This window comes from Arachidicoccus sp. (genome assembly GCF_050436765.1).
GTDB lineage: Bacteria > Bacteroidota > Bacteroidia > Chitinophagales > Chitinophagaceae > Arachidicoccus.
Genome location: NZ_JBNQGD010000335.1, coordinates 1 through 16,179 on the forward strand (window position 1 = coordinate 1; position 16,179 = coordinate 16,179).

9 protein-coding genes and 1 pseudogene are annotated in these 16,179 nt (G+C 38.7%); 5 read left to right on the forward strand and 5 right to left on the reverse strand.

Annotated elements, in window-relative coordinates:
- Positions 1 to 148: 148 nt before the first annotated feature.
- The 3 genes from ACQR30_RS14375 to arsB all read left to right on the forward strand — a co-directional run bounded on the left by ACQR30_RS14375 (position 149) and on the right by arsB (position 2,318).
- A complete protein-coding gene (locus tag ACQR30_RS14375) occupies positions 149 to 487 on the forward strand; it encodes an ArsR/SmtB family transcription factor (RefSeq protein WP_429736322.1) in 339 nt (112 codons plus the stop codon).
- Between the two features lie 51 nt (positions 488 to 538).
- Positions 539 to 991, forward strand: a complete 453-nt coding sequence (locus ACQR30_RS14380) for an arsenate reductase ArsC (protein WP_429736324.1) — start codon at positions 539 to 541, stop codon at positions 989 to 991.
- Between the two features lie 238 nt (positions 992 to 1,229).
- Positions 1,230 to 2,318, forward strand: coding sequence for an ACR3 family arsenite efflux transporter (gene arsB / locus ACQR30_RS14385; RefSeq protein WP_429736326.1), 1,089 nt, complete (start codon positions 1,230 to 1,232; stop codon positions 2,316 to 2,318).
- A gap of 124 nt (positions 2,319 to 2,442) precedes the next feature.
- Here arsB and ACQR30_RS14390 read toward each other — a convergent pair whose 3' ends face one another.
- The 5 genes from ACQR30_RS14390 to ACQR30_RS14410 form a co-directional block, all read right to left on the reverse strand.
- Positions 2,443 to 3,519 (reverse strand): FAD-dependent oxidoreductase, encoded by a 1,077-nt coding sequence (locus tag ACQR30_RS14390; RefSeq protein WP_429736328.1) that lies wholly within the window; start codon positions 3,517 to 3,519, stop codon positions 2,443 to 2,445.
- Between the two features lie 109 nt (positions 3,520 to 3,628).
- Entirely contained in the window at positions 3,629 to 6,787 is a 3,159-nt protein-coding gene (locus tag ACQR30_RS14395; protein ID WP_429736330.1) for a glycoside hydrolase family 2 TIM barrel-domain containing protein, read from the reverse strand.
- 230 nt (positions 6,788 to 7,017) lie between these two features.
- The gene (locus ACQR30_RS14400; protein WP_429736332.1) at positions 7,018 to 10,254 is read right to left on the reverse strand and encodes an alpha-mannosidase; all 3,237 of its coding nucleotides are present in this window, start codon (positions 10,252 to 10,254) and stop codon (positions 7,018 to 7,020) included.
- A 451-nt stretch (positions 10,255 to 10,705) separates the two neighbouring features.
- A complete protein-coding gene (locus ACQR30_RS14405; RefSeq protein WP_429736334.1) occupies positions 10,706 to 12,268 on the reverse strand; it encodes a glycoside hydrolase family 76 protein in 1,563 nt (520 codons plus the stop codon).
- Positions 12,269 to 14,491, reverse strand: a complete 2,223-nt coding sequence (locus ACQR30_RS14410; RefSeq protein WP_429736336.1) for a hypothetical protein — start codon at positions 14,489 to 14,491, stop codon at positions 12,269 to 12,271.
- Between the two features lie 882 nt (positions 14,492 to 15,373).
- Here ACQR30_RS14410 and ACQR30_RS14415 point away from each other — a divergent pair.
- Together ACQR30_RS14415 and ACQR30_RS14420 are read left to right on the forward strand one after the other, a co-directional pair.
- The gene (locus ACQR30_RS14415; RefSeq protein ID WP_429736338.1) at positions 15,374 to 15,871 is read left to right on the forward strand and encodes a YdeI/OmpD-associated family protein; all 498 of its coding nucleotides are present in this window, start codon (positions 15,374 to 15,376) and stop codon (positions 15,869 to 15,871) included.
- Positions 15,872 to 15,881: 10 nt separating this feature from the next.
- A pseudogene (locus ACQR30_RS14420) lies at positions 15,882 to 16,004 on the forward strand (helix-turn-helix domain-containing protein); the annotation flags it as partial.
- Positions 16,005 to 16,179: the final 175 nt, after the last annotated feature.

Consider the following 16,179-nt stretch of genomic DNA (forward strand, 5'->3'; position numbering starts at 1 on the left):
TTAGCTAAACTTTATGCCTAATGAAACACATCCCCCAATATTTCAACCTGATCCCTCAATTGTCAATTAACATAGTATCTCCCGATTGCTAAAGAAAAATTTATAAAATAAGACTATTAATCGTAATATTGCAATTAAACAATAAGTCATGGGCGCGACAAAAACAAGTTTATTCAGTAAAAAGCAAAACGAGCTGGCAAATATGGCAAAGGCCATTGCACATCCGGCTCGCATAGCCATCTTGCAACAGCTTATTAAAAAGAATGCCTGTATTTGCGGAGACCTCGTCGATGAATTAGGATTGGCACAACCAACTATTTCCCAACATTTAAAAGAGCTTAAACTGGCAGGTATCATTCAAGGTGCGGTTGAGGGGACCAGCGTTTGTTATTGTATCGATCCCAAGATATGGCAAAAGTACAGACAGCTTTTTACGGATTTCTTTGTGGAAGTAAACGAAATAGCCAAAGGTAGTAGTTGCTGCTGATTTTTTGTTATAATAATACAATATTGCAATAAGATGATAAAATAAGAAAAAATGAATAACGTTAAGTATAAAATCCTTTTTGTCTGCATTCACAACAGCGCACGCAGCCAAATGGCAGAAGCTTTTTTAAACGACTTGGGCGCCAGTGCGTTTGAAGCGGAAAGCGCCGGTTTGGAACCAGGATCCTTAAACCCTAATGTTGTACAAGTCATGGTCGAGGCAGGAATAGATATCAGCGGTAATCAAACGAAAGCTGTATTTGACTTGACCCAGCAGGCAAAGGCTTATCATGCAGTTATTACCGTTTGTGATGCCGCCAGCGCAGAAAGATGCCCGGTCTTTCCAGGTAAGGTCAAGCGTATTGCCTGGTCTTTTGATGATCCTTCTGGTTTTACAGGCAGTAAGGCAGAAATATTGGAACAAACAAGAAAAGTCCGGGATGTCATAAAAGAAAAGGTCACGGATTTTATAGAGGAAGCGAGTAGCGTAAGATTCTGGATTTAAATTTTGACTATTAATTAAATAATCATACAATCGACAACGAACATACATTAAAAAGACTTGATAAAGCAGAAATGGTGAAATCGCCGCACCCGCCTGTGGATCAAGATACTTTTACCTTGGATTGACTGCATTCAAAACAAGGGATACGCGCATTCAGAGATTACTGCATCTGCAGAAAAGCCCCGAAAGGCCACTTGTTGCGGTCTGGATTGTCGTAAATAACCTTTAAAATATTGATATGTCTGCTGGCAATTGTGCACCCGCGCAAGAAAGAAAAAAATTGAGCTTCCTTGATCGTTATTTAACACTATGGATATTCCTGGCCATGGCACTTGGTGTCTCAGTCGGTTATTTTATACCAACTTCCTCTGATTTTATCACTTCCTTTTCCTCCGGCACGACCAATATCCCTCTTGCCATCGGCCTCATGCTCATGATATACCCACCTTTAGCAAAAGCCAAATATGAACAAATAGGTAAGGTCTTCAAAAATACAAAGATCTTAGGGGCATCTTTACTGTTGAACTGGATCATCGGACCGGTTTTAATGTTTTGCCTGGCATTACTATTTCTTCACGGCTATCCGGCATATATGACTGGCTTAATACTCATCGGCATAGCACGGTGTATTGCAATGGTGATTGTATGGAATGAATTAGCAGAGGGAAGCAGGGAATACGCCGCTGGTTTGGTCGCGCTAAACAGTATATTCCAGGTTCTCTTATATAGTGTCTATGCGTATGTATTTATTACGGTGTTACCATCTTTATTTGGTTTTAAATCCCCGTATATAAATATTACTATTGGTGAAATCGCCCAAAGCGTAGGTACCTATCTAGGTATCCCTTTTGCAGCAGGCATTATCAGCCGATATGCACTGATAAAAATAAAAGGCGAGGCTTGGTACCAGGCCAAGTTTATACCGTTTATTTCACCGATTACTTTAATCACGTTATTATTTACCATTGTCATTATGTTTAGTCTGAAAGGCCAAATGATCATTCAGATCCCCTTTGATGTTTTTCGTATAGCGCTACCGTTGATCATCTATTTTGCGATTATGTTCCTACTCAGCTTCTTTATTGGCAAGCGCCTGGGTGCGGATTATGCACAGAATGCAGCCATTTCCTTTACTGCGGCAGGGAATAATTTTGAACTCGCCATTGCGGTGGCAATTGGTGTTTTTGGTATCAATTCAGGCCAAGCTTTTGCCGGAGTTATTGGGCCCCTTGTCGAAGTTCCGGCCCTTATTGGACTGGTAAATGTGGCTTTTTGGCTTCGTAAAAAGTATTATCACGTGTCAACACCTGACTTATCAAAGAAATAAGATCAAAATCTTATCTAACCCGAATGCAGGAGATCTTCCCCCGGAAAAAATAGTAAGCTTTCACTCAGTTCTTAGTGTGTGTTCATTTTTATCGTCCCTACCGATAATTCTAATAAGTCATTCCTTACGAAAAAAGCTGCTTCTCATTTGTAGCGGTTTGTTGTTGTGCCTCCGATGCATATGCAAACATATTTTCTTCATAATTGTCAAGGGCAGATTGTATACTATTAAACTTTCCGTTGGTTAAATTTTCTGCTAAATATAATGCATCTAACAAGCCTGTGTTTACACCCACTCCTGCATATGGCGGCATTCCATGTGCAGCATCTCCAATTAGAGTAATATTGTTGTGGGGTCGCCAATCTTCCAAGGGGACCTGATGCAGGGGCAACAAGGTAAATTCGCGTGTCGCTCTAAATAGCTCTTTATATGCACTACCCCAATCGAAACATAAATCACTTAGAAAATCGCTCATTTGTTTATTATCACTGAAATTCAAGCTGTTGGTCTTAACCCAGCTTTCGGGCCGCCGAAAACAGGCGTAGTAATATAATTCACCGTTTGCCTTAGGTTGGGAGAGAAAAAAGATGTTCTTATCTTTCGCAATTATTTTATCGTCTCCGCATATTGTTTTAAAGCTTGGGCAAGTGGTTTCATAATCAAAAACTTCTCCCGTCACAGCAACAGTTCCTGTATATCTGACAGGCATATCCGTTATGTTTTTTCTTAGTACACTCATAATACCATTTGCACCAACTACTAAGTCCGCGGTTTCAGCGATACCTTTTTCAAAATGTAACAAGAGTTTGTCTCTTTGCGCTTCAAGGGAGACAAATTTCCTATCCCAAACGACTGTCTGAGGTCGCAGACTTAATAAGAGTATTCTTCTCAAGTCGTTTCTGTCAATTTCAGGATTATCTGAACTGGGAAGCCTTTGAATAATATTGCCATGAATATCTGCCATTTTTCGTGCTGTTGGCCGTGCATTGTCAAAGTAAGCGGTCAGTAAGCCCGCTTTCTGAAAAACAATCTGTCCCATATCTTTAAGTAAGTCAAGTGTCCCCCCTTTAATACGATCATATTCATTTACATCCCGCTCATAGACATTTACATTTGCTCCTTCTTGTTGTAATAACCGGGCAAACGCCAAACCAATAGGGCCAGCACCGATAACTGCCACTTTTTTATTTTGTAGTAACATATTTTTTTGTCTTAACTTTTTATGCACTTACGATCAACCTTTAAAATGATATATAACTTCAAGGAGTCACTTCACTTTCAAACAACCTATTACTATTCATATCAAAGAATTAATGATCTCCACTAAGATCTATTTCGTAGCTGAAATGGGCATCTTTAGAATCTACAACATATTGAGGTAATGGTCGCGGACCACAACTATTCGAGCCAACACCCAAAGTTTTGTGACTTATACAAAGTACGGTAAAACTTGGTTTAGGCAAATCAATTTTGTATTCGACTGGTTGCATCTGCTCATCACTATAAGGCAATGCAGACACCTGTAAAAAATCTTGACCAAGATGTCTTATCGTTATGCCTGATCCAGTCGCTGTGCTGACATTTGCCCATCGCACATCTTCATGATTGCCACATTCCATTGGTTTCTCGTATCCTGTCATCTGCTTCATCACGCTACTGGTATAATTCCCAATATCAGAACCCTGCTTCCGATCAGCATAGTTTTCCATTGGGCCTCTGCCTAAATAATTAAACAAGTTTAGAGACTTATTAAGAAACATTCTAACGCCTAATCGTGCCAAAACTACGTTTTGGTTACTGAATTTTACCTCATTATCAGATTTAATAACACCCTCTCCATTAACGGTGTAAAGCACATGATGGAATACTTTAAAGTTATTTCGTCCTATTCCAGTTAACTGTGCATCTATGGTAATAATATTATCGGCTAACTGTTTTACGGTTACATTATCAGTAGACCAATTCATATGATTCAATCCAAAATGATCCCACTGGTCATAAGCCCAAACGTCGTCGTTTTGGTGACGGGCACGCCATAAATGCAACATGGGTCCACCATCTTTCATTAAAATCGATTGTCCGTTTTGTTCAAAATTAGAAAAGGTTCCTTTTATTTTATTAAATGTAATCGAGAAATCTGATCCATTAATATTTACTTGGTCCTTATCCTCATGGAGGGTCAATTTACTTCCCGCCTTTTTTTCAATAGCTGCTACTGGAGTACCCAACTGGAACTGCTGTTCCGCAACCTCAAATCCTTTATCCGCCCAAATTTGATCCTTAGATAAGTCAAAAGATATGCGCAAAAAATACTCAGCACCAGCTTTAGCATTTATAACGTAAGGCACTTTGACAACTTTCTCTTGACCTGGCGCAATACTACCTACCTTCAATGGTCCCAATGAAATTGTTTTGCCATTCTCGCTTAGTTCCCATTTAGCATTTAAACTATCTAAATTGGTAAATTGGTATCTATTTTTTATTAAAAATTCCTTTGCTTGGCGATCTTTTTCACGGATAGTAATCCACTGATAAGCGTGTTTTAATTCTGGATATTGAGGCTTGGGTGACCTATCGGAAAATACAACACCTTTATGAATAAAATAATGATCATTAGGTACCTCCCCAAACCCGCCACCATAGGCAGTTATTGGATGCTTAGGGTCCCGATTATTGTAAATGCCCTGATCCTGCCATTCCCATATTGCGCCACCTAATAAAGCGGGATATTTATCAAAAAGATCATTATAAATATCCACCGAGCCCATCGAATTGAACATAGAGTGTGCATATTCACAGAGGTAAAACGGTTTAACCAACGTTTTATCCGTTGCGTCCTTTTCCAGATCACCAACTCCGGTATACATTTGGCTATCAATATCCGCCGGATTATTACTTCCGATTCCAAAACCTTGATAGTGCGTTGGTCTGGTAGGGTCAATTTGTCTTATTGTCGTCAAAACCGCTCTGAAGTTACTGCCACCACTACCACATTCATTGCCCAGGGACCAAATAATAACAGATGGATGATTTTTAAAATTTTCTACATTCGCCACGTTGCGATCAATTAAAGCGGCTTTAATTCTTGGATCTTCGTTAAATTCATCCCAAGATCCGTGGCATTCCAAATTGGCTTCTGCGACTAAATAAATACCATATTCATCACATAACTCATACCACCGGGGATCATCAGAATAGTGACAGGTACGGACATTGTTACAGTTTGCCTGTTTAATCAGGGTAATATCTTTAATCATTTGCTCCTCGGTGATGGCATGGCCATCATCGGGCCAGTTTTCATGACGATTTACACCTTTCAATTTTATCGGTACCCCATTAACCAGGAAAAGTCGCCCTTTAATCTCAATGTTACGTATGCCTACACGTGAAGAGAGCGTCTCTTTAATTTCGTTATTATCCATTAAATTAAGAACTGCGGTATAGAGCTTCGGTGTTTCAGCAGTCCATTCGTGCGCATTTCGAACTTCAAACTTAGTAACTAGGGAAACTTCTTGTCCAGGCGCTAACGCAGGAACCTCAAATAACCCTATGGCTCCTTTCACTTTTTTCGACCCATCATATAAGGTAGCCACAAATCTCTGCGCTTTCATGGCCACATTACTATAATTCTTTATTTTGGCCGAAACAGTTACAGTGGCATTTTTATATTCCTTATCTAAATCAGTTTTAATGAAGTAATCTCTAATGTGTTCCTGAGGACTACTCCAGAGCGTCACATTTCTGAAAATACCACTTAAACGCCACATATCTTGATCTTCCAAATAGCTACCAGTAGTGAAACGATAAACCTCTGCCGCAATCATGTTCTTACCTGGATGGACATATTTAGTAAGATCAAACTCCGCTGCGTTGCGACTGTTGACGCTATAGCCTATCTTATGACCATTTACCCAAAGGAAGAAGCCTGCGTCAACTCCATCAAATGTCACAAAGATTCTACGTCCATTCCAATCGGCAGGCAGATCGAAATCACGTCTGTAACTTCCTACCGGGTCTCTTAATTGATAAGTCGTATAATTAACAGGAGGAGTACTCATCACATATGGGAAATCCTTTTTGAAAATGTAGGTAAAATTGCTGTAATCCGGAGTACCATAACCTTTGAGCTCCCAATTAGAAGGTACCATAATATTATCCCAACCCGAAACATCATAGCCTGGTTTGTAAAAATCGACTGGCCTTTTTTGTGGCCAATCTACCCAGTGAAATTTCCAACTACCGTCTAAACTCCTGGCGAATGTAGATGCACTGCGCTTAGCGGCGAGCGCTTCTTTTAGCGAAGCGTAAGGCATTAAAGTCGCATGATAAGGTTCTTTATTTATACCCAGGCATTCAGGATCCTGGATTTCCTTAGGGACAGCCGCTGTATCCGATGCGGAAAAAAGATGGTTAACCGAGGTCCCTTGAAATCCAAAACTAACCTGATAAGCCATTACTAAAAGAATCACCAGAATAGTTTTTCCTAGAAAGTCCTTATAAAAAATCCGCCGACCTTCTTGACCACCGGAAAAAAAATAATGAATTAAATACATAACTAAATGGGTTTATAGGCAAAAATAATAAGTTACTTATTTAGATTCAGATGTTTTATCCTTCCATTCCAATGCTTTATTTTCCCAATAACGAAGCATGCCCTCGTGAATATCTATCATAAAAGAGCAACCACTTATAGGGATAATTATTCGTTTACCAGACGTAAATGCACCGGTTCATAACTTCTATAATCATCGCTAAGCGGTTGCAAGGGCGTTACATCTTCATTTGTTTTATTCGCAACTGTTATCGCGAATATTTTGATACTGCTATTTTTAGGGACTTGAATCGTCTTAACACCCCGCGGAAGATTAATCTCATATTTATAAAGATAACTGTACTGGTACGCCAGATCCTTTTCAGGCGAGTGAGTCTGGGAGCTATACCATGCAATGTCATCGTGTTTAGCATACGCATTAGTAATTTCTGTGACCTTGGCGCCTCCGTCTTCCAGTTTTCGCCCATAATGCTGTCCTATAAATCCGGTCCAATCTTGTATCCCAAGTCTTACCCGTTGTTTACCAATTAGAAAATAACCAGAAGTATCGTTGTCTGCCGAAGCTAATATATATATTTTATTGTAGTTCCCGGAAGGAAGTTGGATTGTTTGTCCTTCTGCAACCATTGCATTCTCCACTCCTGTTGCCCCAGTTCCCATTTTAAAATGAATATCCTCACTTGTAATTGCCGACGGGATGAGCTCTGCAGGGTATGACAGGCCACCCACCATGTCTCCATCACTTCTGTTTTGATCAGAACTGATAACATCTTTGTTAAAGTGAATCGTCACACTTTTCTGTTGAGGGATGGAAGATGGTAGGTTTGTGTTTTTAAGTTTAACGGCAAAACTTTTTATCATAAACCCAGTCATATTGAATTGGAGGCTCTTTCCTGAGAAATCAGCCTTCCCTATTCTTTGTTCCTGACCATTTACTTCATACGCATCTACAATTTTCCCCGGAAATAGCGCTGAGACATCCTTAGCGTTTTTACCATATAATTCATTGAAACGAACGATAAAATAATCACGCTCTTCTGCCTTTTTGAAGGCCATTATATGCACTTTGTCTGTATTTAATTTGATCAGCGAAAAACTTTTACCTAGAGAACCTGTGTGTTTAGTTGTTTCAAAGCCGACGAGAGGTTCATTTACAAACCGTCCCTGCCAAGGCGATTTTGCATAGGCCCAGTCACCGACATGAGGGTAAATGGCATATTTAAAATCATGAATCCCCCAATCCTGAGATCCCTGGTAGACATAAGAATTGGCTTTGGGTGTATACATAAGTGTAAGTCTCAACGTGCTGTCATCAGGCTTATCGGAGCCATATTTACAGTCTTCCAAAATTGTAACACCATAATTATTGGACCTGTCTGTGAGATCAAACCATTGCCTGGAGGGCACCTCAAACTTAATTGGATTATTGGTTGAACGTTGCACAGCCGCCGTATTTAATCCATAAGTGGCCATTTCATTTCCTATCGTTGTCGGGAAGGCCGCTTTTAGACTCACCCCTTTTGATTGCCAGTCAATTTTATTATTTACCTCAATTCTTTTACCTGCGTCTCCAGCTGCTAGACTAACAATCTGTGTAATTTCAGAATTCAACCCTTTTTTTGTTATCGCCAAGGCTACGCGTACAGGGCCTCGTTCCACAATTTTGATTTGAACGTCTTTATTCATAAATTCAAAAGGGGGATTCTTACGATCCTTCCAATACATATTCCACGCTGGCCATTCGATAGGATCTTCCCTCTGAAATTGAAGCGATGCAGGCTTGGAAAGCACTTCTCTTTGTGCTGTCTTATCGTAAATGCTAGCAATATCTCCGTTCTCGTCAATGCGTACTTTAAAGAATTTGTTTTCGAGGCTACTATCCTTAACGGCCAAGGACGACGCCTCAGGAACTTCTTTTGACTCCCGGGCATCAAAAACTTCCATACCAGCCGATGGCAGTTTTGCAAGGAAAATCACTTTAATTTTACTGCCTTTACTAGCGATAATTTGTGTAGGCAACATATGACCATCTTTATCGAATATACCGACATGTTTGGGAGGTGTTGCAAAGTTAATATTTGCTGTTACAACATCCTGACGATCCATTGCTACAGGATTATAGACCACGATGGCCTGCCCCTGAACCTTGGTATTTAGCTCATGACAAACAGCACTTGCAGCATTCTTTTCAACTTCTGAAAAACCATTCATCGCAACAAACTCATCGTTCTGTGCATAAGTATAAGCCTTGGGCGTAGCAGTCCCCGAGAGAATATCATGCATCTGACTACCTAAAACAAGATCCCAGGAATTATTAATTTTTTCTACTGGATAAGATGCACCACCAAGCCAGTTCGCCGCTGAAGCGAGTAGTTCAGCTGACTTTGCCAGTTGTTCATTTTTTCTATTTGCTCTTTTCATAAAAGATTCTGAGGTCAAGGAACCTGCGCTATGTTGCGTAAGTAATAAACCCCCTGAATAAGTAGGCAGCTTTTCCTCAATGGCCGGGGTAATATCCTTGAACATTTGATCAGAAGAAGTCAGCACAACTTTAAAATTACTACTATCGCCATGTCTAAGACTTCCTATCGCATTAAGAACGTCTCTTTCTCTGGGCGCCCCCCCTTGATCACCTGTACCGTAGTATCTGTAATCAAATGACTCACCATATTTTCTTATATCCCCGTCTATACGATTTGTCCACACTTTATTTGTATCCAATCTTGGAACAATACTTCCGTTATAATTGGTTGCATTTAAAGCGGACACAAGACCTTGACCATCAGGCCCCACCCATACACCAACATTAAATGGAATGCCATTTGCAGAGCCCCAGCTAAGTTTTTGGGTGGAGAATCCCAATAAACCGGCGTGCTTTAATACAGAAGGCGTAGTCGCTACAAAGCCAAAGCAATCTGGCAACATATAATCTTTACTCTCCTTATTAAATTCATGTTTAAAAAACAAATTCCCATATAAGACCTGGCGAATCAAGGATTCAGAGGAGGAAATATTTACTTCTGCTTCATCAACAGAAGAGCCAGCAATAAACCACCGACCTTCTTTAATGTAGTTTATAAGCTTTTTGAAAAGTTCAGGATAATATTCCTTCATCATTTTATAACGACGCGAGCCGGTAAAATTGAAAACATAATCAGGATATTTTTCAAAAAGTTTGAAATTATCCACCATAGTATTCTTTATATACTGTTCAATTACAGTTGGATATTCCCAATTCCATTCTGTGTCCAGGTGGGCATAACCAATAGTATACAAGACTTTATCTTTAGAAATATCATATTTTCCCCGACGACTTATTTGTTGCGCTAATAAGGATAAAGGTAAAATACCTCCTAAAAGAAGAAAATATATGCTTTTTTTCATTTTTAAATTAAAGTTTAAATTATAATTGAATTTTCTCAATAAAGATCACTATCCTTTTTTGTTGGATGGACATTCTCCAGGCATGCATCATCAGAGTTTTTTTAGTTTCTGTAACCCCGCAAGAAATGATCAAACATAAAATATTTGAGATACCCCTTACTAAAAAAATATATGTTAACTGCTGGATGCAACCATAAGTCCACTTCGGTGCATCTTTCCTCCATTACTAACTATAAAATATTTAAAAAATAAAGTAAATCACCCATCCTCTTAACCGCCTATGAGGCCTTATAAAGAAAAGAGTTTCAACGCCACACATGCCCGATATACACGTCTTTTAAAAAGTCAAAAGGATCAAAGGATCATTGGACTGCACTGCAAAGCATCTTTTACAACCTTATGGTGACAACATCTGCTTAAAAAAACGGAAAGAAATCACCAAACGTCTTCTTTAATGTTTTAAAAATAGCGTATTCATTAATAAAGATACGGCGGTAGAAGAACCAAATGCCGATCGAGGTTTTATTTCATTTGTTCTGGTGCCCCACTTTGTCTGTATCAGATTGTGGGAATTTCGATTGTTGTAGGCAGTTCTGGCATTTAATTCCAACCATGAATTTAAATCCGATCTATTATCTTTTACAGCATACATACGTGCATAGCGAACAAATATACCTTTGAAACCCGGCAGATCATTCCCACCATTTTCATTGTTAATCACTTTTGAATTATACATGCTGTCTCTTGTATAGGTTGCAATGTTTTCTGCATCTGCCAAATAATGTGCATCCTTCGTATAATTGTAAAGCATGACTGCAGCCCCCAAATAGGTTCCCTGATTATAGGTTGAACTCCAGCTGCTGATTTTGATATCCCCCGATCTGTCGAAATCAACATTGTCATTAACTTTACCTGAAGTCGGATTGAACAAATAAACCTTTGACCAATTGTATAAGGTAATGGCCTTGTCGTAATAAGTCTTATCCCCTGTCGCCCGGGCCAAATAACAGCATGCCACCATTGCCGGTCCATTAATGCATGCATTCTTAGATGTTTTTGTCTCATACCAAATTAGTCCGCCGCCGAAACTGGAACTATATGCACGTGCGTACATTTTATCAAACTGTTCCTTTCCTTGTTTGAGATAGATTTTATTGCCGGTAAGAAGATAGCCTCTGACGCAAAATAAGACAGCCCAGGTTATATCATCATTATATCTGTCATACATCCAATCAGATTTATTAGAAGCAAGGAAATTTTTATACATTTTATCAAAAATGGTTATGTATTTGGCTTCTTTAGTAACTTCATATGCATCCAGAACAATTTCCATCATCTCCGCCTTGTCCCAGAAGCCTTTAGCAATTTCTATATTATACTGGGTGTACCACGACTTAAACACTTTATCAGCTATGGCAGTCCTGGGTGGTATGTTTTGTGGACCCTCTTTTTCAAATAGCCATTTTTGTTCGCTATTGTCAGAAGTGTTACTTAAATTAATATTGGTCCCATCGGTAATCGCTCCGGCGTGTACGCTCAATAAGGGGTTTTCATTTGTAGCTGATTTTAAATAATAGTATCCATTTCCAGCCCTTTTTAATATCCATTTGACCTGATTATTGCCCGTGTTTGCGTATTGATCAACATTTGCCAAAGCATCTGAACCTGACCCTATATGCAGAAGCTTACCACTTGCAACATTAGTCAAAGTATACACATTCTTTCGGACATGCCTAACTATCCATCTTTGTGCATCTGATTTAGTGTCTGTCCAGCAGTCAATATTAGCCCCATTTTTCATTGACGCATTGCTTACCTCCAATAGCTTACCACTTGATTTGGATTTAATAGCATAGATTGCTCCGGAAATTATGCCCTTTGTTTGAGCAAAGGCGCAGTTAATATTAACAAAGAAAAATAATAGCGTTAATACAAATACAACCAATACTATAACGCGGGTGCCTTTATTTGCTATTTTAAATTGCGCGCCTGAATCCATCTTTGTGTGATTCATTTACATCTTTTTAGTATCAAATATCACCCTTTGACTATCACCGTTTTCAGGTGCCGGTAACGTCAAGGTAAATGTATGCTTTTCTTTATTTAAAGAAAGGACGCCTTTGTTTACCTGTATATATTGTGTATAATAACCAGATAATTGCACTCTATCTTCGCCCTTCGCAAATCGAACATTTACACGAAGTTGTTTGTTAGATGATGCCATTTCAGCGATTCTTTTTTTCCCGGTTCCACAAATTTTGCTCTTCTCTCCAAAAAATGCAATCCCGGAAACGGTAACAGGAGCAATCATAAAATAAGCAAAATGATTTGCATTAAGATCGGCGGTAAATGTTTCATTTGCCCGTTGTTTTTTTACCATATCTGTTAAAGGGTTATAAACAATGACTTCGCCGCCAACATTTAACTGAGAAGGTTTAAAGCTAACCTGCTCATTATGCTGTCCCTTTTCCGAAAAGGAAAAAACATAATTGGTTGTAATGTTGTCATGCTTTGTATAAGTATAGCCCATCATTGGCTTATCAGCATGTTGGGCATCATTAATATAAGAAATATCCATAGGAACAATGGCCACATCTGGTTTTATAATAACACCATCTGCTCTGCAAGACATCATAATATTAGATTTATTTTCTTTACCCATTGCATCTCCGGTACCTACAGGACCTCCTGACAATACGGAAAGAATCATATTACCGGTCTCGCTACTTTTAAATACGTCACACCAAGGCCAGATGCCCAAAGCATAGCCCAATTGAGAGGTATAAATAAAATGCTTCCATTTACGTGGTTCAAAACGATCATCACTGGTGCGGATGGTCGTAAGATTATTATACTTTACACCTTGCATAAAAAACCGGGGCATTGCCATGCAATACTGCATATTCAGTCCGTCTGCTTTGCAAGCATTTGCCATGCCATCGGTAAATGCGTTGCCAACCGATAAATCGCTCGCCATTTCCGGGCTTTTATTATATAGGAAGTTTAACCAATCCTGTTCATATACAATAACATTAGCTTTATGGATATATCCAATTATTTCTTTCCAGTAGGCTGGATCAACAGCCGCGTATCCTGATATTTTGAATTTTTTCACATAGGGGCTTGTAGGATCAACCCAGCGATTATGTGTTACCATGGGCATACCCAACCTCTGATTAAATGCCGCCAGTCCATCTGGAAATAAAAACGGGTCTGCAGTGTAGGACAGCAAACCACCATATCGATTCCATTGACCGGAGGGCAGGGTCGGATTTTTATGATCTGCATCTGGTTTTCCATTGGGATCGTAAATAGACTTCTCATACCACCAGCTATCTAGTTGCATATAGCCCATTGGAATACCTTCTTGTTGATATCGAGCTTTCAACTTCAAAAGCGTTTTTGCATAGCCCAATGTTGTATCATAATTATAATAATAATCAGCTCCATTATCAGTCCAGTAACCATAATATTTCAAGACTTTATCGGCGTCATTCGCAGGAGTCGTGCGGTTATACATTTTCCTTAAAGCAGATCCCCAGTCTTTCCAGCTTTGATGAATACCATGGTCAAAAACCAATATCGTTTTATGGGTAAATCCAGCAGGCAAATTATGCAACCTTGCATTTAAACCACTTATAATACTTTGTTCGCCGTCACCGGTCATTTTTGAAACTATAAAATCTGAGGCGGGCGAGATAATGAATGAGTTTGCATTTTTATCAAAAAACAACCAAGGCGTAGATGTCTTATTCAATTTAAATTCTTGTGGAGCAAAGACATCATCAGCAAAGCTAGAGTGATAATCTAGTTTTGGAAACCGACTAAATGCGGGGAACTGTGCTTCAATATGATTCGCTTTTTTGGCAGTGGTCAACGAAAATACGACTACGGGAGATTGGTCGTACCAACGAATAGACGCGTCATACGCGTTGTCTGCTTTCCAACTAAAACTAATCGAATGAAAGTTCCCGATATTATCGGTGCCTGCCGCCTTTTTTATGTTTGACAACGGATGACCTGTAGTTCCGGCAAATACCCAATGCGGATTCGATGAAGCACTGACAGTATACTCACCATTGGCTGCAATCACAGAAACACTTGTTTCGTAATTATGGGTTTGGGCCGCTGCACCTGTATAAATAAATAACGAAACTGCAGCGATAAAACATATAGCTGATCCAAAAGCTGAAGCGCGGTTTTTGAACTTTTTACTTAGAACATTTAATAAATTCATGATTTTTGATTTTAATTAAAACCCGCGGTATCCTTTTAGTACCAAGAATTGTTTCCTAGTTGTCACCATTATCGTTCTCTTCTTTTCACTGTTAATGCTAATCGCCCTTTCATTTATCGTGGAGGCATCTTTTAATGACGCGCTTAAATAACAATTTTTCGGCTGATAGGAAACGATATTTTTTTGCAAAAAAAATCAGAAATGTATTTTTAATACCCAGGTTTTTAATAACCGTATAATTTTCCACTTTTCGACGATTCCATATTCTTCACCAAGATATAAAAATTTCTTGCTCAATAGCTTCTTTCTTTAAACACTTACAAGCAAAAGAAAAACCCAATGTACTATTTTTTATAAAACCTATAGAGGCTCCCTTAGCTTCCTGGCTTAAGTAAATCAGGCGTGCTCTTACAAAAAGAAAATCTTCCTCCTCTTATATTTTTTTACCTGATAAAATTAGGTAATTATTATTTAAAGCTCATCACCAATGCCTAAAGTCGCGGTAAGTATCTTCTGCTTAATATTTATTTTAATACCATGTCACCTCATCATAAGATCACCGCTAGTAAGTAAGGCGACATTCCTTAATTTTCTATTTGCGAAAAAACGAACACAAGCTTGGTCTTTCTCCGCTTCACAGCAAGTCTCATAAAATTGTCGACAATGACCTAACTAAAAACAACCCAGCAAGTCCAAAGATTTTGATTCTCGCATACTATTCAAAGTGGAATAAGCCATGCGATCAGACATAATCAAATAAGTGCTTCCTTTCGCGAGAAATTAATACTTTAGCAGTACTGCTACAGTAAAGAAGAAGATGGCAGACCTCTGAAATTCCGGGATTTCAGCAATCATTGTAAAACAACATATAAACGGCGACAAATGGAAAAGATTAAAACTTACATATTTTCAGCAGCAATTGATTTAATTGGAATAAATCCTTTTGTTTATTTGCCTGAGCATATTTTGAACGCAATTTTTATTCAAGCAAATAAAAAAAAAGGACCCATCCCGGTAAAAGGGACTATAAACGGCAGCCCTTACAAACAGACATTAATAAAATACAGCGGACAATGGAGACTTTATATCAATACAATAATGCTCAAGAATTCACCCAAACGAATTGGCGAAATCATTGAAGTATCTATTTTACTTGACAAGCAAAGCCGCGAAATCCCTATGTTAATGGAGTTTGCAGCAGCATTGGAATTGGATAAAGAAGCGAAATTAATTTTTGAGAAATTATCAACATCCAGAAAATCTGAAATTCTACGTAATTTGACAAGATTGAAAACAAAAGAAAGTCTTGAAAGAAATATTGTGAGAGCAATCACTTTTTTAAACGGAAAGGGAAGTTTTATAGGACGACAAAAACCGTAACAACGTCGCAGAAATAGCCTACCTATGCGGCTTTAATAATATTTGCAATCTTAACAGGATATTTAAAAAACGAAAAGGCAATACCCCTAAAGAATTTAGGGAAAGTTTCTCCGGTACCAGAATATTCATATAAGTCCAATTCCCGGACTATTCAGTAACAAGGACAACAGAACCAAATATTGAATTATATAATGATGGGTGTCTTGTTTTATCTTTCCAGTAAAGCTCCATTCATAAATTCTTTCCCAAATCTTTATGACTATCCGCCCAACCCTTCTACAACGTGACGAAGCCTCCTGTTTGAGAAA